The following is a 25,426-nucleotide window of genomic DNA, read 5'->3' as shown; positions in this document are numbered from 1 at the left end:
CTAGTCGGGAAGCGGGCCGTTGGCGCGCAGCACTTCGCCCGCGAGATAGAGCGAGCCGCAGACAAGGATCGTGCCGTCGGTTTCGATGGCCGACAGGGCATGCTCGATGCTGTCGGCCGTGTGGGTGTGCGGCACGCCCGCGTCGGCGGCGATCGCGGCCAGATCGACGGGCGCAAAGGCTTCGTGCGAGGCAAGCGGCACGGCGGTAAAGCTTGCCAGGCGGTCGCCGAAAGGTGCGAGAAACCCCCGCGCGTCCTTGGCTGCCAACATCGCGCCGACGGCGTGGATCGGCCCATCGAGCGAGGCGAGGTAATCGGCCAGCACCCGCCCCGCATCAGGGTTGTGCCCGCCATCGAGCAGGACGCGAGCGTGGGGGGCAAGCCGGGTCAGCGGGCCATCTGGCAGCCATTGCAGCCGCGCCGGCCAGCGAGCATGCCGGAGCCCTTCGGCCATCGCCCGGGCCGATACGATCACCCGGTCCTGATGCCGGAGCATCGCTATCGCCAGTGCCGCGTTGTCGCCTTGGAACGCACCGGGAAGGGCGGGCAGCGGCAGGGTCAGCGCACCGTCCCGGTCGCGGTATTCGAGAGCGAGATCTGCATCCGCGTGCCAATCCTGCCCGCGCATATGGAGCGGCGCGCCGGCGACGCGGGCCGCGCGCTCGATCTCCGACTGCGCCTCTGGCCCGTAGCGCTGCGTTACGAGCGGCGCACCGGGCTTGACGATGCCCGATTTCTCGAACGCGATGCGCGCCATGGGATGGGTCGGCGCGCCGTCCTCCGGTGCCAGCAGAAACCGTTCGTGGTCGATGCCGAGCGAGGCGATACCGCAGCAGGCCGGGTGGACGATGACGTTGGTGGCATCGAACCGTCCGCCAAGGCCGACCTCGATCACGCAGGCATCGGCGGGCACGCGCGCGAAACCGAGGAAAGCGGCAACGGTGGTGATCTCGAAGAAACTCGCGCCGATGTCCGCCCCGGCGTCGAGCACCTCTCGCAGCAAGTCTGCCAGCATGGCATCGCCGATCAGCCGGTCGGCAAGCCGGATCCGTTCGTTGTAACGGACAAGGTGCGGGCTGGTGTACTGGTGCACCCGATGGCCACCGGCCTGGAGCATGGCCACCAGGAACGCGCTCGTCGAACCCTTGCCGTTGGTGCCCGCGATGTGAAACACCGGCGGCAGCGACAGGTGGGGATCGCCAAGCCGGGCGAGCAGTTCGCGCACAGGGCCGAGCCCGAGCCGACCCTGCGGCAGGCTGAGCGCCGCGAGCCGGTCGAGTTGCGCCTGCACCGCCGGACTGTCGGAGGTCGCGAAGTCGCGCATGCTAGGCCTGCGCAGTCTGCGGTTCAGGCGGCCTGCCTTGCCGCCATCAGGTAATCGATCACGTCCGCCAGCGTTCGGCGCAGGTCCTTGCGGTGGACGACCATGTCGATCATCCCGTGCGCGTGGAGGTATTCGGCGCGCTGGAACCCTTCGGGCAACTTTTCGCGGATCGTGTCCTGGATAACCCGCTGGCCGGCAAAGCCGATGAGGGCGTTGGGCTCGGCCATCTGCACATCACCGAGCATCGCATAACTGGCCGTGACGCCGCCCGTGGTCGGATCGGTCAGGACGACGAGATAGGGCAGGCCCGCGGCCTTTAGGCGCTGGATCGCCACGGTGGTGCGCGGCATCTGCATTAGCGAAAGGATGCCTTCCTGCATCCGCGCGCCGCCCGCGGCGGTGAAGATGACGTAGGGGCACTTCTCGGCCACCGCGCGGTCGACCCCGGCGAGGAAAGCGTCGCCGACCGCCATGCCCATCGATCCGCCCATGAAGCCGAAGTCCTGCACGCCGACGACCGCCTTGCGCCCGTCGATTCTGCCAACCGCGTGAGTCAGCGCATCGGGGTGCGGCGCACCGAGGCGTGCGGCCTTCAACCGGTCGCTGTAGCGCTTGGAATCCTTGAACTTGAGCGGGTCTTCCTTGACGCTCGGCGCGGGCAGGACCGTGTAACCGGGGTCCATCACCTGGCCCAGGCGCGCATCGGCGCCGATGCGGCCGTGATCGTCGCAACGCGGGCAGACCCAGAGGTTTTCCTCGTAGTCCTTGGTGAACAGCATTTCCTGGCAGTTCTTGCATTTCTGCCAGAGATTGTCGGGTGTATCGCGCTTGGCGACGAAGGGAATGCGGCTGCGGACGCGGGTGAGCCAGCTCATGCGATTTCCTTTCGGGCGGCGTGGACGGCGTCGGCCAGCGCGGCGGTCAGCTCGCGGACCTTCGCGGGTGCATCGGCGTCGTGCTGTCCGACCAGCTCGACCAGCGCCGATCCGACGACGACGCCATCGGCGAAGCGGGCGATGGCGCCGGCCTGTTCGGGAGTGCGGACGCCGAAGCCAACGGCAATGGGAAGGTCGGTTCCGGCCTTGAGACGGGCCACCGCCTCCTGGATCGAGGCCGTCGCCGCCTGTTGCAGGCCGGTGATGCCCGCGACGGAAACGTAGTAGAGGAAGCCGGTCGCCGTTTCAAGCACTTGCGGCAAGCGCGCCGCGTCCGTGGTCGGCGTGGCAAGGCGGATGGTGGCGACGCCGGCACCACGCAGGGCGGGGCCGAGTTCGGCGTCCTCCTCGGGCGGGGTATCGACGCAAATCACGCCATCGACGCCGGCCCTCGCGCACGCGTTGGCGAACCAGTCGGCTCCGCGCCGGATCATCGGATTGGCATAGCCCATCAGCACCAGCGGAATCTCTGGGTGGCGCGCGCGAAAGGCCGCAGCGATCTCGAAGATCTCGGCCGTAGTGATCGCACCGCCGGACCGGGCCGGGTCGAGCGCGCGCAAGTTGGCGAGCTGGATCGACGGGCCGTCCGCCATCGGATCGGTGAACGGCATGCCCAGTTCGATCACGTCTGCCCCGCCGTCGACCAGCGCATCGAGGATCGCGGCGGTGTCGCCGTCACCCGCGGTGACGAAGCAGACGAGCGCGGGGTGCGCCTTGCCGAAGGCGGCTGCGAAGCGGCTCACAGTTCCACCCCCAGGTGTCCGGCGACGGTGAAAATGTCCTTGTCGCCACGTCCGCACAGGTTCGCGCAGATGATGGCGTCGCGCGGCATCTCGCGCGCGACCTTGACCACCGCCGCAATCGCGTGGCTGGGTTCGAGCGCGGGAATGATGCCCTCGGTCCGGCAGAGAAGCTGGAACGCGTCCAGCGCCTCCTTGTCGGTAGCCGAGGTATATTCGACGCGTCCCGTCTCCTTGAGCCACGAATGCTCGGGGCCGATGCCGGGATAGTCGAGGCCCGCCGAGATCGAGTGGCCTTCGGTGATCTGGCCGTCCTCGTCCTGCAAAAGATAGGTCTTGTTGCCGTGAAGCACGCCCGGCGATCCGCCCGCGAGCGAGGCGGCGTGTTCCTTGTCGAGCCCGTGACCGGCCGCCTCGACCCCCAGCATCCTGACCGAGGGATCGTCGAGGAAGGGATGGAACAGGCCGATCGCGTTCGATCCGCCGCCGATTGCCGCGACCAGCAGGTCGGGCAGGCGGCCGGTGCGTTCGAGCAGCTGTGCGCGGGCCTCCTGGCCGATCACCGACTGGAAATCGCGGACCAGTTCCGGATAGGGATGCGGTCCGGCGGCGGTGCCGATGATGTAAAAAGTGTCGTGGACGTTGGCGACCCAGTCGCGCAGCGCCTCGTTCATCGCGTCCTTCAGCGTTGCGGCGCCGGCCTTCACCGGCTTCACTTCTGCACCCAGCAGGCGCATGCGGAAGACGTTGGGCTGTTGCCGCTCTACATCCTTGGCGCCCATGTAGACGACGCAGGGCAGGCCGAAGCGCGCCGCGACGGTGGCGGTGGCGACGCCGTGCTGGCCCGCGCCGGTTTCGGCGATGATCCGGGTCTTGCCCATGCGGATCGCCAGAAGGATCTGACCGACGCAGTTGTTGATCTTGTGCGCGCCGGTGTGGTTCAGTTCGTCGCGCTTGAACCAGACCTGCGCACCCTTTCCGTCGGGAGCGGACTTGCGCAGTTCCTCGGTCAGCCGCTCCGCGTAGTAGAGCGGGCTGGGCCGGCCGACGTAGTTGGCGAGCAGGTCGTCCAGTTCCTCGCGAAACGCGGGGTCGCTCTTGGCCTTCACATACTCCTTCTCGAGATCGAGAATGAGCGGCATCAGCGTTTCCGACACGTAACGGCCGCCGAACTGGCCGAAGTGGCCACGCTCGTCCGGCTGGTTGCGGAAGGAGTTCAGGGTCGTGGTCTCGTTCATGGCTCGCGCTTGGCAGAAGGGTTGCAGGCTGTCCAGATCACGCGGCACGCACCGCGCGGCAGAAGGCGGCGATTTTGGCCGGGTCCTTGACCCCCGGCGCGCTCTCGACGCCGGACGATACGTCGATCAGGGGGGCGGCGGTGACGGCCAGCGCCTCGGCCACGTTGTCGAGACCGATGCCGCCGGCCAGGCCCCAGTCGTTCGGCCCGCGCCACTTGGTGAGCAGCGACCAGTCGAACCGCAGACCCATGCCGCCCGGCAGCGTCCCCTTTGGCGTCTTGGCATCGAAGAGGATCAGGTCGACCGCGTCGCGATAGAGCGTAGCGCGGGCGATGTCGGCTTCGCCCGCGACGGACAGCGCCTTCCACACCGGGATGCCGTGCCGAGCGCGCAGGGCAGCGGCGCGGTCGGGCGTTTCGTGTCCGTGGAGCTGCAGCGCGCTGAGCCGGGCGGCGGCCACCGCCTCCGCGATCTCGGCATCGGTGGCATCGACGAACAGTCCGACGCGACCGATCCGCCCCGCCGCGCGTTCGCCGAGCGGCGCCGCCTCGCGCGGTGTCAGCGCGCGGGGGCTGGGGGCATAGAACACGAACCCGGCATGATCGGCATGCGCGGCAATCGCCGCTTCGAGGGCATCGCCGGTGCGGATGCCGCAGATCTTGATCCGAGTCGCCATGCAGCGCGGACTAGGCGCTGGCGATCCGCTTTTCCAGCATGGTGAAGAACATCGGCTGCTCCTGCGGTGCATGGAACGGCTCGCGCTCTCCGGTCCGGACGTAGCCCTTGCGTTCGTACCAGGCGACCAGTTCGTCGCGCCCCTCGACGACGGACATGCGCGCCCGCACTACGCCCAGGTTGGCGCAAAGCAGTTCCGCCGTTGCCAGCAGCCTCCCGCCGAGGCCCGATGACTGGAAGGGCGGATCGACGCAGAGCATGCCGATATAGGCCGAATCGGGCGGGCGGTCGGTCACCGTGACGCAGCCGACGATGTCGCTGCCTTGGCGGGCGACAAAGATCACCGCATCGGGATTGGCGAAGACCGACGCCAGCTCGCCGCTGTCGAGCCGGGGTCCGCGCAGCATGTCGGCCTCGTGCGTCCAGCCCATGCGGGCATGATCGCCGCGGTAGCAATTCTCGACCATGAACTCGAGCGCGGGCAGGTCGCCTGCCGCCGCGGGCCCGATAACGATTTCGCTCATCTGGCGTAGGCGGGCCAGAATGGGCCGCCGAGCGCGCTGTTGAAGGCGAGGTGGGTGATCGCCGCGTCTGACACGTCGTATTCGGCGGCGAAGAAGGGCGGACCGCCGTCGCAAACCTTGGTCGGCATGAATTCCTCGAGCACGTCGATGTCCGAGGGCAGGTAGTTGACGAAGACGATCTTGCGCCCGCCGCGCACGATGCCGACGACCTCGCGCTGCCAGCGCATGTCGTTGACGTCGAACGTCAGCGGGTCGGGCATCTCGGTGCCGCGCGTGTAGCCGGGCTGCGCCGCCAGTTCGGCGAGCTTGACCGCGACGGCGCGTTCGGCCCGCGAAATTTCGACATCGTCGGGATCCCAGCCTCCTTCGACGACACCCCCGGTGGGCCGCGAGCAGCCGGGCAGGAGGAAGCCTGCGGGAGGAGCGGCCAGCACCGTGGTATCGGGCGGCAGGTTGCCGGGCGCGGCGGGAAGCCCCGCTGCCATGACGAGCAGGGCGGCCAAGTGCGACATGGTCAGAGCGTCGCTTCGATCGCGCGGGCGGCGGCGAGCGGGTCTTCGGCCTTGGTGATGGGGCGGCCGACGACCAGCACGCTGGCCCCGTCATCGCGCGCCTGGCGCGGGGTGACGACGCGCTTCTGGTCTCCCCCGAACGACGTGTTGGTCGTGCTGCCGGCGGGGCGCAGGCCGGGGACGACGAAGTAGCCGTTCTTCCACTGCTTGCGGACCGCGCCGACCTCGTGACCCGAACAGACGATCCCGTCGAGCCCGGCGGCTTCGGCCAGTTCGGCCAGCCGCATGACCTGGTCGTGCGAGGTGCCGCCGACGCCGGTGCGGGCAAGGTCGTTCTGGTCGAGGCTGGTCAGCACGGTGACCGCCACGACCCGCGTCTTCTCGCCCGCGGCAGCCTTCGCATCCTCCATCATCGCGCGCCCGCCACTGGCGTGGACGGTGACGATGGCGGGTTCGAGGACGTGGATCGACTGCATCGCCCCGGCCACCGTGTTGGGAATGTCGTGAAGCTTGAGATCGAGGAAGATCGGCAGACCGACGTGCGCCATTTCCATCACCCCGTGATGGCCGTGGGCGTAGAAGAATTCCATGCCCAGCTTGAGCCCGCCGACATGGCCCTTCACCTTTTCGGCAAGGGCGCGCGCCGCATCGAGGCGGGGCACATCGACGGCGACGAAGATCGGGTTGCTCATATCGGGCGCGGCTTCTCGTGTTCGGGAACGGCTTCGGCGGCGGCTGCGGCGGCTGCGGTCTCGCGCTCCTGCTGGGCGGCGATCAGCGTCGCTTGCGAGGTTTCGAGCGAGGTGATCCGCCGCTGCATCCGCCAGCGGGCGGCGCGGTGGAAGATCCACATCGGCAGGAACCCGGCGAGGAACGAGGTCAGGATGATCATCGGCAACGGGGTGTTGAGCACCACGTTGCTCCAGATCGTGACGTCGATGCGGAACCAGTTGGCATAGGCGAAGACTGTCAGGGCGGAAACGATGGTCGCCCAGACGATGGTCCTGACTATCTGCAAACCCGTGTCTCCCTTGGTCAGCGCGGCGTTGGACGCGCGAACCTAGGCGCGAACGTCGGGCTTGACCAGTAGGAGACAGGACGAGGCCCGCAGCCCGTCATCCGAAGACCCGGGCGAAGATCGTGTCGACGTGCTTGAAGTGGTAATCGAGATCGAACTTCTCCTCGATCTGCTGCGGGGTGAGCGCGGCGGTCACGTCCGGGTCCCCCTTCAGCAGTTCGAGCAGCGAGAGCCGGCCGTCCGATTCCCAGACCTTCATCGCGTTGCGCTGGACGAGACGATAGGAATCCTCGCGGCTCACGCCGGCCTGCGTCAGCGCCAGCAGCACCCGCTGCGAATGGACGAGGCCGCCCATCCGGTCGAGGTTCTTCTGCATCCGTTCGGGATAGACGAGCAGCTTCTCGATCACCCCGGTCAGCCGCGCCAGCGCGAAATCGAGCGTGATGGTCGCGTCCGGGCCGAAAAAACGCTCGACCGAGGAGTGCGAGATGTCGCGTTCGTGCCAGAGCGCGACGTTCTCCATCGCCGGGACCGCCGCGGCGCGCACGACGCGGGCAAGGCCGGTGAGGTTTTCGGTCAGGACCGGGTTGCGCTTGTGCGGCATCGCCGACGAACCCTTCTGACCCGGCGAAAAATATTCCTCCGCCTCCAGCACCTCGGTCCGCTGAAGGTGGCGCACTTCGACGGCGAGGCGCTCGATGCTGCTGGCGATCACGCCCAGCACGGCGAAGAACATCGCATGGCGGTCGCGCGGAATGACTTGCGTCGAAACCGGCTCGACGGCGAGGCCCATCTTGTCGGCGACGTAGGCCTCGACGCTGGGGTCGATGTTGGCGAACGTGCCGACCGCGCCCGAAATCGCGCAGGTCGCGATCTCGCGACGGGCGAATTCCAGCCGTTCCTTGCAGCGGCTGAATTCGGCATAAGCCTCGGCCATCTTCAGGCCGAAGGTCACCGGTTCGGCGTGGATGCCGTGGCTGCGGCCGATAGTGGGGGTGTACTTGTGCTCCTCGGCCCGAGTCCTGATGGCGGCAAGCAGCTTGTCGAGATCGTCGAGCAGGATCGCGGCGGCGCGGTCGAGCTGCACGGCGAGCGTCGTGTCCAGCACGTCGGAGCTGGTCATGCCCTGATGCATGAAGCGGGCTTCGTCGCCGACGTTCTCGGCCACCCAGGTCAGGAAGGCGATGACGTCGTGCTTGGTCACCGCCTCGATCGCGTCGATCGCCTCGACGTCGATCTTCGGGTTGGTCGCCCACCAGTCCCACAGCGCCTTGCCCGCGGATTCGGGCACCACGCCCAACTCGCCGAGCTTGTCCGTGGCATGGGCCTCGATCTCGAACCAGATCCGATACTTCATCTCCGGTTCCCAGATCGCGGTCATCGCGGGGCGGGCATAACGTGGGACCATGTTCGACTCCGAGGTGTTCAGGGCATGCGGGTTTCGACGGGGCGGCTAGGGGGAGGGGGGGCAAATGGCAAGAGCGCAATGGCCGACGGGCCGCAGGCAGGGGCGATAGCGCGGGTTGCGGGAAAGACAGCCGCCTCTTCCGGTGCTATCCGCCCGCGACAATGAGCGAGAACGAACACGCAGGTGCCCGGCAGGCGGGCTGGCTCACTTATGCGATGCTCGGCTGCGTAATGGCGCTTTGGGCGGGAAACGCGATCGTCGGCCGCGCCGCGCGCGCGGACATCGACCCGATTTCGCTGGCAACCCTGCGATGGGTCGGCGCTTCGCTGCTGGTGACGCCGCTGGCCTGGCGCGGGCTGCGCGAGGATTGGCCCGCGCTCCGCGCGGCCTGGAAACCCGTGGTGGTCCTGTGCCTGTGCGGTATCGTCGGATTCAATTCGCTGCTCTACTACGGCCTGCAATCGACCACCGCGACCAAGGCGCTGCTGATGCAGGCGACGATCCCCGGACTGGTGCTGGTCTTCGCCGCGCTGGCGTTCAAGACCCACGAGCCGCTCCGCAAGATCGCCGGGATCGCCCTGTCGATGGCTGGCGCGCTCTACACGATCTTCGAGGGAAGCCTCGATTCGCTCATTGCCCTCAGGCTCGGGCAGGGCGACCTGCTGGTGTTCGGCGCCTGCGTCCTGTGGGCCATCTACACGGTGCTGCTGCGCCTTGCCCCGAAGGTGCGACCGGCCAGCCTGCTGTGGGTGATGTTCGTCGGCGGGTCGCTCGTCCTGATCCCCCTAGCACTGCTTCTGCCTGGGCATCACCTGGCGTGGACCGGGCCGGTGGTGCTGGTCGTGGGCTACGTTGCGGTCTTTCCCTCGGTCGTCGCCTATTTCCTGTTCAACGCGGCGGTCGCGCGGGCGGGGCCGGCGATTGCCGGTCAGGCCATCGCGCTGATGCCGCTGGCAGGTGCGCTGCTGGCCGCCCTGCTGCTGGGCGAGGCGTTGCACGGGTATCACGCAGTGGGCATGGTCGCGATCCTGGCCGGGATCGTCATCGCCGCGCCGCGGCGGGTCAACCGCGCCAGTTGAGATCGATCCGGGTGGTGCCGGTGGACTTGCCGTCGGCTCCGAAACGCCGTTCTGCGATCATGCCGCGCCCGTCACGGCCCAGCGCGACGACGGTGCTGCACCGGGTGCCGTAGACCGGGTTGTGGATGAAGACCGGCGCGCCCTCGGCATCGGCTTCCACCGCCGGGCCATCCTGGGCCAGCAGGTCGAAGAACGCAGCCTCGTCCGGCGCGCGATGATCGAGCACGCCGCGCACGCCTTCGACGAGCCGGTCGACTTTGGGCCACGGATCGGAGAAAGCGCCATTGGACAGGCCGTAGAAGCCGGGGATCATTGCGCGCGGTTCGGCCATCGTCCGGTTGTCGACGATCCAGCCGTGCGGCCCGTCGACCAGCATCAGGCTGAAGCCGTTGTATGCGCGCAAGGTATCGAACCGATCCTCCACCTTGTGCCACGCCCCCGTCAGCCAATCGGTTACCAGCCCGCCGCGCGAAGGGGCGTCGTCGCGATATTCGCCGGGCTCGCGGAAGTTGGTGATCAGCGCCAGCCGCCCCGCCTGTTCCGACACGCCGAGCCAGGTCCCGCCAGAGCGGAGATCGCGCCCGGCAATCACCCCAGTGCCATCGGTCCAGCGGTGCAGCTCGGCCGTCGGCCGGTCGTGGAACTCGTCGCGATTGGCGGCGACCACCAGCGGCCAGTCGGTTCGCGACTGCCAGGCCAGCACCGCGATGCACATCAGATCAGGCCCTTCGACCGCAGCGAGACGTGACCCTCGCGCCCGATGATGACGTGATCGTGCACGGTGATGTTGAGCAGACGCCCCGCCTCGGCGATCCGGTTGGTGATCTGGATGTCGGCCTTGCTCGGCTCCGGATTGCCGCTCGGGTGGTTATGAACGAGGATCATCGCCGCGGCGCCCAGTTCCATCGCGCGTCGGATCACCTCGCGCGGGTGGATCGCCGCCTCGTCCAGCGAGCCGTCGCCCACGTGCTCGTCGCGGATCAGGCGGTTCTGCGCGTTGAGATAGAGCACGCGCACGCGCTCGACCGTGAGGTGCGCCATGTCGATGGTGAGATAGTCGATCAGCGCCTGCCACGAGCCGAGCACCGGCTGGTCCTGCACCCGCGCCCTGGCTAGCCGGCGCGCGGCAAGGGCCACGATCTTCAACGCCGCGGCGCTGGTCTCGCCCATGCCGGGATGCGATTCGAGCGCATGGCGATCGGCGTTGAAGACCCCCGCCAGCCCGCCGAAACGGTTGAGCAGCGTTCGCGCCAGCGGCTTCACGTCGCGGCGCGGGATCGCGGTCATCAGCAGATATTCGACGATCTCGTGGTCGGCGAGCGCATCCTCTCCGCCGCCCATCATCCGGGCGCGCAGCCGCGCGCGGTGGCCCTTGGGATCCAGCCCCGCGTCCGGTGCGCCACGCGCCTTTCCGGCCGGTGAGGTGCCCATTGGAAGCTCGTCCTGCCCGTCGTGCAATTGTTCGGCTCCCCGCCGGGACCGCATCGGGTCCTCGGGCGTTTCCTGCGGCGTAATACATTGCCACCATTGCCTTTGGCGCCAGTCGCGCGCAAGTTCCCGCCCGCCGAGGTCGTGGATTGGCTGGTCGGCGGCCGATACAGGAAGCGATGACCGAAACTGCCGACATTCCGGAAAGCGCACCGGTCCGATCCCGCCGCCGCAGGTACCTGGCGCGTACCGCCATCGGCGGTGCGGTGCTGGTCGTGGCCGCGTTCGGCACGGCATGGCTGGCCCGGAAAGACATCGCCGACGGCCTGATTCGCGATGCCCTGCAGCAATACGATCTGCCCGTCCGGTACGAGGTCCGCTCGATCGGTCCGTCGCGTCAGGTGCTCGCCAATGTCGTGATCGGCGATCCGGCAAAGCCCGACATGACGGTCGAGCGGGCCGAAGTGACCGTCCGGTACCGTTTCGGACTTCCCGCCATCGGCACGGTGCGGCTGGTCCGGCCCCGGATGTACGGGCGGCTCGTCGACGGGCGGGTCAGCTTCGGATCGCTGGACCGCGTGCTCTATGCCGGGCCGAGCGGGGAGCCGTTCCGACTGCCGGACCTCGACATCGGCATCGACGATGGCCGGGCGCTGGTGCGCACCGATTACGGCAACGTGGGCGCGAAAGTCGCGGGACAGGGCCGGCTGCGAAACGGCTTTCGCGGGGTGATCGGCGTGGTCGCGCCGCGCATGACCGACGGCGATTGCATCGCGACCGGGGCCAGCCTGTTCGGCACGGTCGAGATCACTCGCGAACAGCCGCGCTTCACCGGCCCGCTCCGGCTGAAGGATGTCACCTGCGATCGGACCGACTTTGCCATGGGTCCGGCCACTCTTGGCGTCGACGCGACCGGGAGCGAGCGGTTCGACGCGGTGCGAGGGCGGGTGAAGGTGGCCACGGCCAGCATCACCGCCGCCGGGCAGTCCCTCGGCGCGGCGTCGGGCGACATGCTCGTCTCCTATGGCCGGAACGGCCTCGCAAGCGATGTGAAGCTGACCGGCACCGACGTTTCGCTGGCGGGGGCAAGCCTGACCCGCCTTGGAATCGATGGCGCGGTGCGCGCGCGGGACGGGTTCGACACCGTCTCCTTCGACGGCAGCTTCAGCGGGCGGGGGCTGCGGCCGGGCGACGGGCTGAACCGGGAGCTTGGTTCCTATCAGGACATGGCCGAAGGCACGCTGCTTGCGCCGCTCCTTGCCCGCATGCGCGCCGCGCTGGCCGCCGAAGGGGCGCGAAGCCGGATCGACGGCGACTTGAAGGCGCGGGTCGGCGCGGACCGGACCACGCTTACCTTGCCGAGCGCGCGGTGGCTGGGGACCAGCGGGGCCAACCTGCTCGACCTCTCGCGTGTGCAGGTGAGCCTTGGCGGGCGCGGCGGCCCTCAGGTGTCGGGCAATTTCCGCACCGGCGGACGCAACATGCCGGTCATCGTCGGCGAGGCGGTCCGAGGGACCGGAGGCGACGCTCGGATGAGCCTTGCCATGGCCGATTATGCGGCGGGCGATGCGCGCCTTGCCATCCCCCGCTTGACCGTGCGCCGCAACGCCGCGGGCGCCCTGGCGCTCGACGGCGAAGTGCGGGCCAGCGGGGCCATTCCGGGCGGTACGGTACGGGGCCTGCGCCTTCCGGTATCGGGTGGCTGGGCCCCGCGTTCGGGGCTGGCGCTGTGGTCGGGATGCGTCACGCCGGTATTCGAGCGGCTCGAACTGGCCAGCCTGACGCTCCAGCGCCAGTCGTTGATGGTCTGCGCGCCCAGGGGCGGCGCCATCCTTCGCAGCGACGCACGCGGTACGAGGTTCGCGGGCGGCGTGCCGAACCTGGCGCTGGCCGGCACGCTTGGCGAAACGCCGGTGACGATCCGCGGCGGCCCGGTCGGCCTCGGCATTCCCGGCAAGCTGGTCACGCGCAATCTCGACGTTTCGCTGGGCGCGCCCGAAAGTGCGACGAAGTTCCGGCTCAGCGAGCTGGAAGCGGAAATCGGCAAGGACATTCGCGGCAGCTTCGCCGGATCGGAAATCCGGCTTGCCGCGGTGCCGCTCGACATGACGCGCGCCTCGGGCCGGTGGGCCTGGCGCAACGAGGCGCTTGCCATCACCGACGCCGCGCTTCGCGTTACCGACCGGCAGGCCGACGCGCGCTTCCAGCCGATGGTCGCGCGCGGGGCGACGCTGACCCTTGCCGACAATGTCATCACGGCAGAGGCGCTGCTGCGCGAGGAGACGACCGACCGCGCGATCGTCGACGTCGATATCCGCCACGCGCTGGCCACCGGTACGGGTCACGCCGACCTCGACGTGCCGGGGATCACCTTCGACAAGCGGTTGCAGCCCGACACCGTCACCCGCCTCGCGCTCGGCACGATCGCCAATGCGGAGGGCACGGTGACAGGTCAGGGTCGGATCGACTGGAACGCCGCCGGCGTCACGTCCACCGGCGCATTCCACACCGATTCGCTGGACTTTGCGGCGGCGTTCGGACCGGTGAAGGGGCTGTCGGGCACGGTCGAGTTCAGCGATCTGCTCGGCCTCACCACGCGGCCCGGCCAGCGGCTGGCGATCCGCGAGGTGAATCCCGGCATCGTCGTCAACGACGGGATCGTCGATTTCCAGCTTGGCCCCGATCTTGCGCTGAACCTCAATTCCACGACCTTCCCGTTCATGGGCGGCACGCTGACGATGCGGCCGACCCGGATGATCCTGGGCAAGGCGGAAGTGCGCAACTACATCTTCGACATCGTCAGCCTCGACGCCGCGCAGTTCGTCCAGCGGATGGAACTGGCCAATATCCAGGCGACCGGCACGTTCGACGGAACGATCCCGCTGATCTTCGACGAGAACGGCGGCCGGATCGAGGGCGGAATCCTGATCTCGCGGATACCGGGGGGCAACGTCTCCTACATCGGTGAACTGACCTACAAGGACCTGACCCCCATCGCCAATTTCGCGTTCGATGCGCTGAAGTCGCTCGACTACACGCAGATGCGCATCCTGCTCGACGGGCGGTTGGAGGGCGAGATCGTCACCCGCGTCAAGATCGACGGCGTGAAGCAGGGAGCGGGCGCCAAGACCAACTTCATCACCAAACGTCTGGCGAACCTGCCGATCCGCTTCGACGTCAACGTGCGCGCGCCCTTCATGCAGCTCCTGTCCAGCTTCAAGTCGCTCTACGACCCCGCCTCGGTCCGCGACCCGCGCGAGCTTGGCCTGATCGACGGCAACGGGAACGCCATCAGGGGCGCGGTGAGCAGCGACGAGGTCAAACCGGCCGATCCCGGCATTCAGCCTGCCGAAAGCGAGGAAATGCGATGAAATTCGCCAAATACATGGCTCGATGGAGAAAGAAGGCCGGATTGACCGCGACGGCTGCCGATGCGAACACCGCGCCGATGGCAGCGTGGGCGAACGGATGGCGCCGAATGGCGGGGATGGTGGCAATCGGCCTTGCGCCTGCGACGACGGGCGCGTGCGTCAACGTCAATGCCCCGGCCGAACCGATCGTCATCGAGCTCAACGTCAACATCAAGCAGGAAGTGCTCTATCGTCTCGTCGATTCCGCGAACGAGAACATAGAGGAAAATCCGGAGATCTTCTGATGACCAGCACCCGAACCTTCGCCCGCATGGCCGCCGTCGCGCTGCTTGCCGCCGGCGCCATCGGCACGCTCGCGGTCAGCTTTGCCGCGCCCGCCGCCGCGCAGAACCGCGACCCGGCCTATGCCGCAGCCCGCGCCAACGGCACGATCGGCGAGAAGATGGACGGCTACCTCGGATTCGTCGGCAGCCCGTCGGGCAACCTCAAGGCGCTGGTCGACGATCTCAACATCCGGCGCAAGGCGAGCTACGCCGACCGCGCCCGCGCGCAGGGCGTCACGATAGAGGAATTCGCCTTCACCCAGGGCTGCCTGCTGATCGCCCGCACCGTGCCGGGCGAAAAGTACCAGGCTCCCGACGGAAGCTGGCAGACCAGGGGTTCGAGCCCGGCGCGAGTCGATCCGCGCTGCCCTTCGGCGGGCTGAGCGCAAGGACCGTTCCGCACGCTGCCACGGCGCGCCCGAAACGGCGCGCCGTTTGCTTTTGAAGCCCCGCAAATTGGCGCGATTGTGCGCCGCGGCATAATTCGCCTCATTCGACCATTGGGCCATGTTGACTTGGCGGAACCCCTTTCCTAAAGGGGCCGCGCCCTCGACGGGCAGCTCGAAGCGCTTGCATGGGGCCTTTCAAGGGGAGGAACCAGCATGAGCGACGAGCGACCCGGACAGGAACCTCTTGGCGAGGATGCGCGCATCGATTCGCTCGACGCCCGGCTGAAGGCCGCGCGCGAACGGGAAGATGACCGCAACCGGCCGCAAGTGCAGGGCGCCGACGCGAACTATCGCCTCGGGTCCAGGGTGCTGGCGGAACTGCTCGGGGGTCTTGTTGGCGGCGGCCTGATCGGTTGGGTAATCGACCGGTTCGCAGGCACGTCGCCCTGGGGTCTGTTGGTGATGCTGTTCCTCGGGATCATCGTCGCCTTCAGGAACATCATACGGATTTCGAACCGGCGTCCCGACTGATCCCATAGGGGGAGTGGAGGGGCGCTGTCGTTCATAAGGCGACAGGGAAACACGCGTGGCAACCGAAGCCAAAGTCGACCCGATGCACCAGTTCACGATCGAGCCGCTGTTCGGCACCGATCGCATGGAACTGCTCGGCTACAATATCGCCTTTACCAATTCCGCGCTGTGGATGGCGATCGCGGCGGTGGTGCTGTGGGTCTTCGTGGCCGGCGGCATGAAGCGCCAGCTCGTTCCCGGCCGCTGGCAGATGGCGGTGGAAAGCTTCACCGGCTTCATCGACGATATGCTCGAAGCGAACGTGGGTAAGGCGGGGCGCAAGTACGTGCCCTACATCTTCTCGCTGTTCATGTTCATCCTCTTCGCGAACATCCTCGGCCTGCTGCCGCTCGGCGTCGTCGGGGTCCATCCCTTCACCTTCACCAGCCACTTCACGATCACCGGGATCCTCGCGATCCTGTCGTTCTCGATCGTGCTGATCGTCGGCTTCGCCAAGCACAAGCTGCATTTCTTCAGCCTGTTCGTGCCGCACGGCACGCCGCTGCCGATGATCCCGCTGATCTTCTGCATCGAGCTGGTCTCGTTCATGGTCCGCCCATTCAGCCTCGGCCTGCGACTGTTCGTCGCGATGATGGCCGGCCACGTCCTGCTTGAAGTGCTGTCGAGCTTCGTGATCGATGGGTTCAATGCGATGAGCACCGGCATCGGCCCGGTCGTCGCGGTGCTCAGCTTCATCCTGATGGTCGCCATCTGCGCGCTCGAGATCCTCGTCGCCGGCATCCAGGCCTACGTCTTCGCGCTGTTGAGCTCGCTGTACATCAACGACGCTGAGAACCTTCACTAAGTCTTTAACGCAATCACCTGAGATTCAAGGAAAAGGAGTTATGGAAATGGACGCAGAAAGCGCAAAGCTGATCGGTGCGGGTCTCGCTGCCATAGGCGCCGGCATGGCCGCCATCGGCGTGGGTAACGTCTTCGGTTCGTTCCTGGAAAGCGCCCTGCGCAACCCGGGTGCCGCCGACGGTCAGCAGGGCCGCCTGTTCATCGGCTTCGCCGCCGCCGAACTTCTCGGCCTGCTCTCGTTCGTCGTCGCGATGATCCTGATCTTCGTCGCCTGATCGAACGTTCCGGCCTGACCGGTCCGCCAGCGTGGCGGGCCGGGCGGGCCACCCGATTACCGCTGCTTGAAACCGTGACAGGACGCACCCCGCGATGCCCCAGATAAGCCAGTTGGCCGCGACCTACTCCAGCCAGATCTTCTGGTTGTTGCTGATCTTCGGCCTGGTATTCTTCGTCGTCGGCAAGGGGATGGTTCCCAAGGTGATGGATACCGTCGCCATGCGGGACAAGCAGATCGCCGACGACCTCGCCGCTGCCGAAGCCGCCCGTGCCCAGGCCGATGCCGAGGAAGATTCGTGGCGCGCCCGCGAAAACGCCAATCGCGCCGAAGCCCAGGCGCTTGTCGCCAAGGCAAAGGCCGAGGCGGCTGCCGCCAGCGAAAAGAGCCTGTCGGCGGCGCAGAAGCGTCTCGATAAGAAGCTGGCCGAGGCCGAGGAGCGCATTGCCGCCGCTCGCGCCGAAGCCGCGGCCGAGATCGAGGACGTCGCCAGCGAGGCGGCTGCCCAGATCGTCCAGCGCCTCGCGGGCATCGAAGTGGCGCCCGCCACTGCCCGCGCCGCCGTGAAGGAGGCCATGTGATGGGCTCGTACCTGACCATTCTTGCCGCTGCCGACGGTTCCGCCGTTGTCGAGGAGCATCTCGAGAACGCGGACCGTTCGGAAGGCTTGGAAGCTCCCGCTCATGGCGAGGAACACGCCGTGCCCGTCGCGTTCGGCTTTGTCGGACCCACTGCCTGGGTGAGTTTGGCGATGCTCGTCTTCATCGGCATCCTGCTGTGGAAGGGCGTGCCCAAGGCCATCGCCGGCGGGCTCGACAAGAAGATCGCCGAGATCAAGGCCCAGCTCGACGAAGCCAAGAAGCTTCGCGCCGAGGCCGAGGCGCTTCGCAAGGAATACGCCGACAAGATCGCCAACGCCGAAAAGGACGCGGCGGCCATGCTCGACCACGCCCGCAGCGAGGCCGATGCCATCGTTGCCAAGGCCGAAGTCGACAGCAAGGCGATGGTCGAACGGCGCAAGAAGATGGCGGAGGACAAGATTTCGGCCGCCGAGCGCGCCGCTATCGAAGAGCTGCGCGAACAGGCGGCACGCGCCTCTGCCGCCGCCGCGGCAGCGATCATCAAGGATCGCTACGATGCGGGTGCCGACAGCTCGCTGGTCGACCGGACCATCTCCGCGCTCTGATAAAAAGGGCCGGTTTCGGCCATCTTTGCCACTGCGATCACGGAAAGGCCGGATGAATTTCCGGCCTTTCTCGACTCTTGCGGGCGGTTCGGCTCCTGCAACCGTGTGCAGGCCGGAAAGGCCGCGGGAGGAGAGATCTGCGATGGGGTGCATGGCCCTCTCCCTCGCCCCGGTAGCGATCATGACGAGCTTGTCTGGAAGATTCTCGACCAGAGCCCCTATTGCATCACGGTTCTCTCGCTCGGCGGGTCGATCGAATCCATGAACCGCAACGGGTAGGTGGCGATGGAGATTGAGGACTTCTCCCTGCTTGCCGGTGTCCGATTGACCGATCTCTGCCAGAGGAAAGCCGTCCGCTGCTGATCGCCGCGATCGCGTGTGCCGCCGGTGGCGCGAAGGACCGTTTCAAAGGCTATTGCCCGACGGCCAAGGGATCGCCCCGGTGGTGGGAAGTTTCGACTTCCCCCATTTGCGACCGGGATCGACGGCCCGCGCGCCTGCTGGATCGCGGACCTTGAACCCAATCGCTGCTGAACCGCATTTCTGGCTGCATTCGGTGCCGGACGCGCATCTCGGCGGCGAAGTCGCCCGGACAGTAGCGCTGGTTCTAGCTGAGCTGCTGTCCGACGCGCAGACGCACGGTGTTTTTTCGGGCACTGGCGGCACTGTCGATCTGCGGGTCGAGCATGGCGGCTATCGGCTCGACTTCGTCTGAACCGAGGCGCTCGATCGCATGCCCGCCACGCCGCCGGTTCCAGGCACCGGTCTTCGCCGTGTCGAGCGGCTGTCGTCGATTCTGACGGAGCGTCCCCACATCGACTGGGGCAACCGGCGCCTGTCGGTCACCTTCAGCGCCGCTCTCGCAGAGGCTTTCGCGGCCTAGAAACTGTCCTTGGCACTCCGCAGCGCCGCGAACGTCGCCACAGCATCGCCGCCGCCCCAGCGGGCCTGGAGAACGGGGTCTTCGGCGCGCAGGAACGGGTTCGTGGCGAGTTCGCGCGACAGGAGGGCCGGGACGGTTGGCTCGCCGCGCTGCCGCTTGTCGGCAATTTCGCCGGCATAATCCTGTAGCGCGGCGTTGTCCGGATCGGCGTGCAGGGCAAACCGGGCGTTCGCAGCGGTGTATTCGTGCGCACAGTAGAGCAGGGTCTCGGCCGGAAGCTGCCTGATCCGTGCGAGGCTCGCCCAGAACTGCGGCGCGGTCCCCTCGAACATGCGGCCGCAGCCCAGCGCGAAGACCGAATCGCCAACGAAGGCCAGCCCGGCGGCGGGCAGGTGATAGGCGACGTGGCCGTTCGTATGTCCGCCGACGTCGATGACGTCGGCTTCGAATGCGCCGATCCTGACCGTGTCGGCCCCCTTCACGGTCCGATCGACCGCCGCGATCTTCGGGGCATCGATGGCAGGGGCTATCACCTGGCAGCCGGTCGCGGCCTTGATGGTCTCGTTCCCGCCCGCATGGTCGGGATGCCAGTGCGTGTTCCAGATCTGGGTGATATTCCAGCCCCTGCCAGCCGCTTCGCGCAAGTAGGCTTCGCCGTCCGGGGTGTCGATGCAGACGGTTTCGCCGCTGTCGCTGTCGTGCAGAAGAAAGCCGTAATTGTCGGACAGGCAGGGAAACTGGTGGACTTCGATCACGCGCGATCTCCTTTGCCGGGGAGATAGGGGAGGGGGGTGCCGAATGCAAAGAACCCGCCAGGGCACGGGGCCCCGGCGGGTTCATTGTTCGGTCGGGCCGCGAGCTGCTCGCGGTCCGGCCTGGCGGCTGCGCATTGCGAGCGAGGCTCGCAATGCCGCCGCGTCGGCTCAGCGGTTCTTCAGCGCTTCGCCGAGGATGTCGCCCAGCGACGCGCCCGAATCGGACGAACCGTACTGCTCGACAGCCTGCTTCTCTTCGGCGATCTGGCGCGCCTTGATCGAGAAGTTCGGCTTCTTGGTCCGGTCGAAACCGATGACCATCGCGTCGACCTTCTGGCCGGGCTGGAAGCGATCGGGACGCTGTTCGTCGCGGTCGCGACCCAGGTCCGAACGCTTGATGAAGCCGGTCGCGCCATCGTCGCCGACCTGGACTTCGAGACCGCCATCGCGGACTTCGAGAACGGTGACGGTGACAACGTCGTTGCGCTTGATGCCCGAGGCCGAGGCGACGCCGCCAGCCGACGGGGCGCCCTTTTCAAGCTGCTTCATGCCGAGGCTGATGCGCTCCTTCTCGACATCGACGTCGAGAACCACGGCCGAAACCTGCTCGCCCTTGCGGTGCAGGGCCAGCGCGTCCTCGCCCGAAATGCCCCACGCGATGTCCGACATGTGGACCATGCCGTCGACGTCGCCCGGAAGGCCGATGAACAGGCCGAACTCGGTGGCGTTCTTGACTTCGCCCTCGACGGTCGAGCCAACGGGGTGCTTCTCGGCGAAGTCTTCCCAGGGGTTCGATTGCGCCTGCTTGAGGCCGAGCGAGATGCGGCGCTTGTCGGCGTCGACCTCGAGCACCATGACGTCGACTTCCTGCGAGGTCGAGACGATCTTGCCGGGGTGGACGTTCTTCTTGGTCCAGCTCATTTCGCTGACGTGGACCAGGCCTTCGATGCCCGCCTCCAGTTCGACGAAGGCGCCGTATTCGGTGATGTTGGTGACAACGCCCGACAGCTTCGCGCCGACCGGATACTTGACGCCGACACCATCCCACGGATCGCTTTCCAGCTGCTTCATGCCCAGCGAGATGCGCTGCGTGTCCGAATTGATGCGGACGATCTGGACGGTGACGGTGTCGCCGATGTTCACCACTTCGTTCGGGTGGTTGACGCGCTTGTAGCTCATGTCGGTGACATGGAGCAGGCCGTCGATGCCGCCGAGGTCGACGAACGCACCGTAGTCGGTGATGTTCTTGACGACGCCGTCGATGACCTGGCCTTCCTCGAGGTTGCCGATCAGTTCGCTGCGCTGTTCCGCACGGGTCTCTTCAAGGACGGCGCGGCGCGACACGACGATATTGCCGCGGCGACGGTCCATCTTGAGGATCTGGAACGGCTGCGGGATGCCCATCAGCGGGGCGATGTCGCGAACCGGGCGAATGTCGACCTGCGAGCCGGGCAGGAAAGCCACCGCGCCGTCGAGATCGACGGTGAAGCCGCCCTTGACGCGGCCGAAGATCTGGCCCTCGACGCGCTTGCCTTCGCCGAACTCGCTCTCGAGGCGGTCCCAAGCCGCTTCGCGGCGGGCACGGTCGCGCGACAGCATGGCTTCGCCGTCGGCATTCTCGACGCGATCGACGAAGACTTCGACTTCGTCGCCGACGTTCAGTTCACCGTCTTCGCCGTTGCGACCGAATTCGGCGAGGCGCACGCGGCCTTCGCTCTTCAGGCCTACGTCGATGACAGCCATGCCGTTTTCGATGCCGGTGACGGTGCCCTTGACGACGCGGCCTTCGAAGCCGCCGTCGGCTTCCGAGCCGAGCATGTCGTCAAGCATTTTCGCGAAATCGTCGCGTGTGGGGTTTGCCGAAGTGGCCATGGGTAACGTGTTCCCGTTCAATCGATTTTTCCGGCCAAGCGGTTGGTTCCGCTGGTCTTGTGGCCGAACTGCCCGCGAGGCCGGATGCCGCCGTGAGCGCCCGGGCGAACCGATTTCCGGGAACGTCGGAGGGGCGCAGCCAGCGGCGCGCGGCAATCCAGCGTTCGTCGGGAAAAGGTCCGTCGGACGGGCGCGCGCTTAGGCCGAATTGGCGGCGAAAGCAAGCGAAACCGGGCCTTGGCGGCCCCGGTCAGTCGGGCCGAACGCCATGCCGTGCAAGCGCCGCGTCGACCAGCCTGATCGCCTCTGCCAGCGACTGCCGGGCATCGAGGTCGGAATTGTCGAGCAGGATCGCATCGACGGCCTCGACCAGGGGAGCTTCGGCGCGGCCCCGGTCGCGTGCGTCGCGAGCGGCCAGGTCGGCGCGAATGGTTTCGAGCGGGATGTCCTGTCCGCGGCGGAGCATCTCGGCGTGGCGGCGGGCGGCGCGGGCCTCCACGCTGGCGGTGACGAACAGCTTCACGGTCGCGTCCGGGGCGACGACGGTGCCGATGTCGCGCCCGTCGAGCACGGCGCCGCCGGGCTGGCGCGCGAAATCGCGCTGCCGCTGCAGCAGCGCGGCGCGCACGCCCTTGTGCACCGAAACCCGGCTGGCGAGCGCGCCGACCGCTTCGTCGCGCAGGAACGGATCGTCCAGCAGGATTGCCGGGAAGGCGGTGGCGCGTTCGGCGTCGAGCGGATCGTCAGGGTCGCCGCCCGTCAGCGCGACCTGCCGGCCCACAGCACGATAGAGCAGCCCGGTGTCGAGGTGCGACAGCCCGTAATGGGCGGCAAGACCTCTGGCGATGGTGCCCTTGCCCGATGCGGTGGGGCCGTCGACGGCGATGACGAGGTTCACCTGGCCCTCCTTTCGCGCGCGGCCTTGATCAGCCCCCAGATCGCGATCGCGGCCCAGAACGCTTCGAGCACCAGCGAGGGAAGGTTTGGGTGATAGATCAGCGACACCGTCAGCAAGGCGGCTCCGGCAAGGTTCACGCCGTGCTGCACGAAGGGATCGGGCCGCTTCGCGCCGGTCATGTAGGCATAGGCGAAGATGATGCAGGCCATCCCGACGAAGCCGATCAGCGTTGCCCAGTCGAAGGCGGCGATCACATCGCGCTGCATGCGCCCGCCTCGACAAGCAGCGATTCGAATGTCGGGAAACTGGTCGCGATGGGCGAGGTATCGTCGATCTCGACCCCGGCGCGGCTGACGAGGCCGGCGACCGCCATGCTCATCGCGATGCGGTGGTCGAGATGGGTGACGATAGGCGCGCCGATCGTGCCGCGAAGCGGTTCGCCGCCCGTTCCCTCGATGACCAGCCCGTCTTCGCGCTCTTCGACCCGCGCGCCGGCGGCGGTCAGTGCCTCGGCCATCGCGGTCAGGCGATCCGATTCCTTGACGCGCAATTCGTCGAGCCCGGTGGTGACGGTGGTGCCGCTCGCCTGGCTGGCGGCGACGAAGAGGATGGGGAACTCGTCGATCATCGACGGCGCGACGGCGGGGTCGAGCTCGATGCCGGAGAGCGCCGAGTGCCGGACGCGCAAGTCCGCCACCGGCTCGCCGCCGACCTCGCGCCGGTCCAGTTCCTCGATCTGGCCGCCCATCGCGCGCAGCACGTCGAACAGCGCGGCGCGGGTCGGGTTGAGCCCGACATTGGCGACGACCAGATCCGAACCCGGCACCAGCAGGGCCGCCGCCACGAAGAACGCCGCCGACGACGGGTCGCCCGGAACGACGATGTCCTGGGGCTCGAGCTCGGCCTCGCCCCGGATGCGGATCGCGCGCTCGCCGTTCTCCACCTCGACCCACAGGTCTGCGCCGAATCCGGTCAGCATGCGTTCGGTGTGGTCGCGGGTGGCGACCGGTTCGACCACGGTGGTGATGCCCGGCGCGTTGAGCCCGGCGAGCAGGATGGCGCTCTTGACCTGCGCGCTGGCGACGGGAAGGCGGTAGGAAATCGGCAAGGCCGGGTGCGCGCCGCGCATGGTGAGCGGCAGCGTCTGGCTGCCATTCGCGTCGGGCGATGCGGTAAAGTCTGCGCCCATCAGCGAAAGCGGTTCGATCACGCGGCCCATCGGGCGCTTCGACAGGCTGGCGTCGCCGGTGAAGGTGGCCGTGATGCCGTGGCTGGCGACCAGGCCCATCAGCAGGCGCGTCGAGGTACCGGAATTGCCCATGTCGAGCGCGGTTTGCGGCTGCAGCAGGCCGCCGACACCGACACCGTCGATCAACCAGGTGCCATCGTCGCGGCGTTCCACCCCGGCACCCATCGCGCGCACCGCCGCGGCGGTGGCCATCACGTCCTCGCCCTCCAGCAATCCGCGGGCCGTGGTGCGCCCGGCGGCGAGTGCGCCGAACATCAGCGAACGGTGGCTGATCGACTTGTCGCCCGGCACGGTGATGCGGCCGGTGAGCGGGGAGCCCGCGGTAAAGCGGCGCGGAGAAGGTGTGGTGCTATGGCTCATGGATAATCGGCAAGGTCCCGGTTCGGCGGCGGCTTTTGACAGGGGCATGGGCTTATGGCAAGGCGCGCGCTTCGTGCCGGGGAGGGCGGCTTGCAGCCTGCCCCGTGCGCACCCAGATTACGCATGCAAAACGCGCCCTTCACCCGGGGGCGTTCTTTCGAACGAGGAAATTCATGGTCAAGCCCGAATGGGGTGCGAAGCACTCCTGCCCGAAGTGCGGTACCCGCTTCTACGATCTCGGCAAGGACGATCCGGTCACCTGCATCGAGTGCGGCAACGAATGGACGCCCGAGCCGGTGCTGAAGTCGAAGCAGCCGATTCCCTTCGAGGAGCAGAAGGAGGTCGAGAAGGAAGACGATGCCGACCTCGCCGATGACGATCTCGACATCGACGAGGACGACGATTCGCCGGACAACGATGTCGACCTCGGCGGCGACGACGACCTGGGCGTGCCGGGCGCGAAGGACGACGACGACGACGACAGTTGATCCGTTTGCGCGCGGGCGGGAAGCGGCCTCTTCCCGCCCGCCGCGCGGCGCTTTTCGCAGGAAATTGCGGATCGCGAATTTTGCCCTTGCCAGCGCAAGAGCCTCTCCTTAAAGGGCCAACTCCCGACGCGGTGACGACGCCGCTTCGGACCGGGATGCCTCCCAGGGCATCTGCCATTACGATGGAAAAACGGGGCCGTAGCTCAGCTGGGAGAGCGCTACAATGGCATTGTAGAGGTCAGGGGTTCGATCCCCCTCGGCTCCACCATCGTTTCCCACGCATCATCGATCCGGGACCTTGGGCGGCGTGCGATTCGCCTCTTGGGCGGCGCTTTCGCGTAATCCCCCCAAAGCGGTCCCGATCGCGCTTGCCCCTGCGCCTTGCATGGCTAGAACGCGGGCCATTCGCTGCGGCAGAAGGGAAACGAACGCGATGGCCAAACGCTACTGGCTGATGAAATCAGAGCCCGACGTCTATTCGTGGGACGATCTCGTCGAGCAGGGCGAGGGGACCTGGGACGGGGTGCGCAACCATCGCGCCAAGAACAACCTGGCCGCTATGAAGAAGGGCGAGCGCGCCTTTTTCTACCACTCGAACATCGGGCTCGAGATCGTCGGTGTCGTCGAGATCAGCGAGGCGGGCATCACGGACCCGACGGACGAGACGGGCAAGTGGGCCGCGGTGAAGGTCAAGCCGGTCGAAAAGCTGGCCGCACCCGTCACGCTCAAGCAGGTGAAGGCGACGCCCGAACTGGCCGACATGGAGCTGATCAAGCTGTCGCGCCTGTCGGTGAGCGAGGTCACGCCGGAAGACTGGAAGTTCATCCTGTCGATGGCAAAGGCGAACGCCAAGGCCGCGAAAACGCCCTGAGCGTCGTGGTCCCTGGTCCCGGGCTAAAAAAATCGAACAGAATTAGGTGGCCGTGGCCGCGTGCCGTGAGCGGAGGGCGCACCCGCGCACGGCGGCGCGTTGCGATGGTTAAGGCCGGTTGTGCCGTTTCGGGGCGGGGGCTGCCGATGGGCTTGAGAAGGCGAATCCACGGTATAGTTAAGGAACGGTTACTAGCGGGCGGACGTTCTTGGCTGAAACGGCCCTGAGCCGACGCAATAGCAACGGATAATCG

30 protein-coding genes and 1 tRNA gene are annotated in these 25,426 nt (G+C 67.3%); 14 read left to right on the top strand and 17 right to left on the bottom strand.

Features of this window, described 5'->3' with window-relative positions:
- From J2X37_RS13205 to purB, 10 genes are all read right to left on the bottom strand, one after another.
- Nucleotides 1–1,323: a folylpolyglutamate synthase/dihydrofolate synthase family protein gene (locus tag J2X37_RS13205; protein WP_310022045.1), complete on the bottom strand. Its 1,323-nt coding sequence runs from the start codon at nucleotides 1,321–1,323 to the stop codon at nucleotides 1–3.
- Between the two features lie 23 nt (nucleotides 1,324–1,346).
- Entirely contained in the window at nucleotides 1,347–2,198 is an 852-nt protein-coding gene (gene accD / locus J2X37_RS13200; protein WP_310022043.1) for an acetyl-CoA carboxylase, carboxyltransferase subunit beta, read from the bottom strand.
- Nucleotides 2,195–3,001, bottom strand: coding sequence for a tryptophan synthase subunit alpha (gene trpA, locus J2X37_RS13195; RefSeq protein WP_310022041.1), 807 nt, complete (start codon nucleotides 2,999–3,001; stop codon nucleotides 2,195–2,197). The genes accD and trpA overlap by 4 nt, the downstream gene beginning before the upstream one ends.
- A complete protein-coding gene (gene trpB, locus J2X37_RS13190) occupies nucleotides 2,998–4,236 on the bottom strand; it encodes a tryptophan synthase subunit beta (RefSeq protein ID WP_310022038.1) in 1,239 nt (412 codons plus the stop codon). The genes trpA and trpB overlap by 4 nt, the downstream gene beginning before the upstream one ends.
- Before the next feature lie 37 nt (nucleotides 4,237–4,273).
- Nucleotides 4,274–4,912 carry a phosphoribosylanthranilate isomerase gene (locus J2X37_RS13185; RefSeq protein WP_310022036.1) on the bottom strand — a complete coding sequence of 213 codons (639 nt, stop codon included), beginning with the start codon at nucleotides 4,910–4,912 and terminating at the stop codon, nucleotides 4,274–4,276.
- Between the two features lie 10 nt (nucleotides 4,913–4,922).
- Nucleotides 4,923–5,435 (bottom strand): GNAT family N-acetyltransferase, encoded by a 513-nt coding sequence (locus tag J2X37_RS13180; protein WP_310022034.1) that lies wholly within the window; start codon nucleotides 5,433–5,435, stop codon nucleotides 4,923–4,925.
- On the bottom strand, nucleotides 5,432–5,947 hold the full coding sequence (locus J2X37_RS13175) for a hypothetical protein (RefSeq protein ID WP_310022032.1): 516 nt from the start codon (nucleotides 5,945–5,947) through the stop codon (nucleotides 5,432–5,434). The genes J2X37_RS13180 and J2X37_RS13175 overlap by 4 nt, the downstream gene beginning before the upstream one ends.
- A 2-nt stretch (nucleotides 5,948–5,949) precedes the next feature.
- Nucleotides 5,950–6,639: an orotidine-5'-phosphate decarboxylase gene (pyrF, locus tag J2X37_RS13170; RefSeq protein WP_310022029.1), complete on the bottom strand. Its 690-nt coding sequence runs from the start codon at nucleotides 6,637–6,639 to the stop codon at nucleotides 5,950–5,952.
- A complete protein-coding gene (locus J2X37_RS13165; RefSeq protein WP_310022027.1) occupies nucleotides 6,636–6,965 on the bottom strand; it encodes a LapA family protein in 330 nt (109 codons plus the stop codon). The genes pyrF and J2X37_RS13165 overlap by 4 nt, the downstream gene beginning before the upstream one ends.
- A 97-nt stretch (nucleotides 6,966–7,062) precedes the next feature.
- Nucleotides 7,063–8,373: an adenylosuccinate lyase gene (gene purB / locus J2X37_RS13160; protein ID WP_310022025.1), complete on the bottom strand. Its 1,311-nt coding sequence runs from the start codon at nucleotides 8,371–8,373 to the stop codon at nucleotides 7,063–7,065.
- A 161-nt stretch (nucleotides 8,374–8,534) separates the two neighbouring features.
- Here purB and J2X37_RS13155 point away from each other — a divergent pair, with 161 nt between their 5' ends.
- The gene (locus tag J2X37_RS13155) at nucleotides 8,535–9,452 is read left to right on the top strand and encodes a DMT family transporter (RefSeq protein WP_310022022.1); all 918 of its coding nucleotides are present in this window, start codon (nucleotides 8,535–8,537) and stop codon (nucleotides 9,450–9,452) included.
- Here J2X37_RS13155 and J2X37_RS13150 read toward each other — a convergent pair.
- Entirely contained in the window at nucleotides 9,436–10,167 is a 732-nt protein-coding gene (locus J2X37_RS13150; RefSeq protein ID WP_310022020.1) for an NRDE family protein, read from the bottom strand. The two genes, J2X37_RS13155 and J2X37_RS13150, sit on opposite strands and share 17 nt — an antisense overlap.
- Nucleotides 10,167–10,883, bottom strand: a complete 717-nt coding sequence (gene radC / locus J2X37_RS13145) for a DNA repair protein RadC (RefSeq protein WP_310022018.1) — start codon at nucleotides 10,881–10,883, stop codon at nucleotides 10,167–10,169. The genes J2X37_RS13150 and radC overlap by 1 nt, the downstream gene beginning before the upstream one ends.
- 176 nt (nucleotides 10,884–11,059) lie before the next feature.
- Here radC and J2X37_RS13140 point away from each other — a divergent pair, with 176 nt between their 5' ends.
- The 10 genes from J2X37_RS13140 to J2X37_RS13100 all read left to right on the top strand — a co-directional run bounded on the left by J2X37_RS13140 (nucleotide 11,060) and on the right by J2X37_RS13100 (nucleotide 18,512).
- Nucleotides 11,060–14,251 carry a YdbH domain-containing protein gene (locus J2X37_RS13140; RefSeq protein WP_310022016.1) on the top strand — a complete coding sequence of 1,064 codons (3,192 nt, stop codon included), beginning with the start codon at nucleotides 11,060–11,062 and terminating at the stop codon, nucleotides 14,249–14,251.
- A complete protein-coding gene (locus J2X37_RS13135; RefSeq protein ID WP_310022014.1) occupies nucleotides 14,248–14,535 on the top strand; it encodes a YnbE family lipoprotein in 288 nt (95 codons plus the stop codon). The genes J2X37_RS13140 and J2X37_RS13135 overlap by 4 nt, the downstream gene beginning before the upstream one ends.
- Nucleotides 14,535–14,957, top strand: a complete 423-nt coding sequence (locus J2X37_RS13130; RefSeq protein WP_310022012.1) for a YdbL family protein — start codon at nucleotides 14,535–14,537, stop codon at nucleotides 14,955–14,957. The genes J2X37_RS13135 and J2X37_RS13130 overlap by 1 nt, the downstream gene beginning before the upstream one ends.
- Before the next feature lie 219 nt (nucleotides 14,958–15,176).
- Nucleotides 15,177–15,494, top strand: a complete 318-nt coding sequence (locus tag J2X37_RS13125) for an AtpZ/AtpI family protein (protein ID WP_310022010.1) — start codon at nucleotides 15,177–15,179, stop codon at nucleotides 15,492–15,494.
- 82 nt (nucleotides 15,495–15,576) lie between these two features.
- Nucleotides 15,577–16,338, top strand: coding sequence for a F0F1 ATP synthase subunit A (locus tag J2X37_RS13120; protein ID WP_404979628.1), 762 nt, complete (start codon nucleotides 15,577–15,579; stop codon nucleotides 16,336–16,338).
- A 46-nt stretch (nucleotides 16,339–16,384) separates the two neighbouring features.
- Nucleotides 16,385–16,612 (top strand): F0F1 ATP synthase subunit C, encoded by a 228-nt coding sequence (locus J2X37_RS13115; protein WP_047823470.1) that lies wholly within the window; start codon nucleotides 16,385–16,387, stop codon nucleotides 16,610–16,612.
- Nucleotides 16,613–16,706: 94 nt separating this feature from the next.
- On the top strand, nucleotides 16,707–17,192 hold the full coding sequence (locus J2X37_RS13110) for an ATPase (protein ID WP_310022004.1): 486 nt from the start codon (nucleotides 16,707–16,709) through the stop codon (nucleotides 17,190–17,192).
- Nucleotides 17,192–17,797, top strand: coding sequence for a hypothetical protein (locus tag J2X37_RS13105; RefSeq protein ID WP_310022002.1), 606 nt, complete (start codon nucleotides 17,192–17,194; stop codon nucleotides 17,795–17,797). Before J2X37_RS13110 ends, J2X37_RS13105 begins: the two co-directional genes overlap by 1 nt.
- Before the next feature lie 323 nt (nucleotides 17,798–18,120).
- Nucleotides 18,121–18,315 (top strand): PAS domain-containing protein, encoded by a 195-nt coding sequence (locus J2X37_RS16555; RefSeq protein ID WP_404979627.1) that lies wholly within the window; start codon nucleotides 18,121–18,123, stop codon nucleotides 18,313–18,315.
- Nucleotides 18,312–18,512 (top strand): hypothetical protein, encoded by a 201-nt coding sequence (locus tag J2X37_RS13100; protein ID WP_310022000.1) that lies wholly within the window; start codon nucleotides 18,312–18,314, stop codon nucleotides 18,510–18,512. Before J2X37_RS16555 ends, J2X37_RS13100 begins: the two co-directional genes overlap by 4 nt.
- Nucleotides 18,513–18,676: 164 nt before the next feature.
- On the opposite strand, the gene gloB is transcribed toward J2X37_RS13100, so the two are convergent.
- The 5 genes from gloB to aroA all read right to left on the bottom strand — a co-directional run bounded on the left by gloB (nucleotide 18,677) and on the right by aroA (nucleotide 23,814).
- Nucleotides 18,677–19,435: a hydroxyacylglutathione hydrolase gene (gene gloB, locus J2X37_RS13095; protein WP_310021998.1), complete on the bottom strand. Its 759-nt coding sequence runs from the start codon at nucleotides 19,433–19,435 to the stop codon at nucleotides 18,677–18,679.
- A 168-nt stretch (nucleotides 19,436–19,603) separates the two neighbouring features.
- Nucleotides 19,604–21,307 (bottom strand): 30S ribosomal protein S1, encoded by a 1,704-nt coding sequence (gene rpsA, locus J2X37_RS13090; protein ID WP_310021996.1) that lies wholly within the window; start codon nucleotides 21,305–21,307, stop codon nucleotides 19,604–19,606.
- 250 nt (nucleotides 21,308–21,557) lie between these two features.
- Nucleotides 21,558–22,205 carry a d(CMP) kinase gene (locus J2X37_RS13085; protein WP_310021994.1) on the bottom strand — a complete coding sequence of 216 codons (648 nt, stop codon included), beginning with the start codon at nucleotides 22,203–22,205 and terminating at the stop codon, nucleotides 21,558–21,560.
- The gene (locus J2X37_RS13080) at nucleotides 22,202–22,471 is read right to left on the bottom strand and encodes a permease (protein ID WP_310021991.1); all 270 of its coding nucleotides are present in this window, start codon (nucleotides 22,469–22,471) and stop codon (nucleotides 22,202–22,204) included. The genes J2X37_RS13085 and J2X37_RS13080 overlap by 4 nt, the downstream gene beginning before the upstream one ends.
- Nucleotides 22,456–23,814, bottom strand: a complete 1,359-nt coding sequence (gene aroA / locus J2X37_RS13075; protein WP_310021989.1) for a 3-phosphoshikimate 1-carboxyvinyltransferase — start codon at nucleotides 23,812–23,814, stop codon at nucleotides 22,456–22,458. Before aroA ends, J2X37_RS13080 begins: the two co-directional genes overlap by 16 nt.
- A gap of 173 nt (nucleotides 23,815–23,987) precedes the next feature.
- Here aroA and J2X37_RS13070 point away from each other — a divergent pair, with 173 nt between their 5' ends.
- The 3 genes from J2X37_RS13070 to J2X37_RS13060 all read left to right on the top strand — a co-directional run bounded on the left by J2X37_RS13070 (nucleotide 23,988) and on the right by J2X37_RS13060 (nucleotide 25,173).
- Nucleotides 23,988–24,302 (top strand): FYDLN acid domain-containing protein, encoded by a 315-nt coding sequence (locus J2X37_RS13070; protein ID WP_310021987.1) that lies wholly within the window; start codon nucleotides 23,988–23,990, stop codon nucleotides 24,300–24,302.
- 192 nt (nucleotides 24,303–24,494) lie between these two features.
- Nucleotides 24,495–24,570: transfer RNA gene (locus J2X37_RS13065), tRNA-Ala, on the top strand.
- Nucleotides 24,571–24,735: 165 nt separating this feature from the next.
- Nucleotides 24,736–25,173: an EVE domain-containing protein gene (locus tag J2X37_RS13060; protein ID WP_310021985.1), complete on the top strand. Its 438-nt coding sequence runs from the start codon at nucleotides 24,736–24,738 to the stop codon at nucleotides 25,171–25,173.
- The last annotated feature ends 253 nt before the right edge of the window (nucleotides 25,174–25,426 follow it).

Origin of the sequence: Croceicoccus sp. BE223, assembly GCF_031457155.1 — a bacterium.
Lineage (GTDB): Bacteria > Pseudomonadota > Alphaproteobacteria > Sphingomonadales > Sphingomonadaceae > Croceicoccus.
Note: the sequence above shows the minus strand (reverse complement) of the source record. Positions and strands in the feature narration are given on the sequence as shown.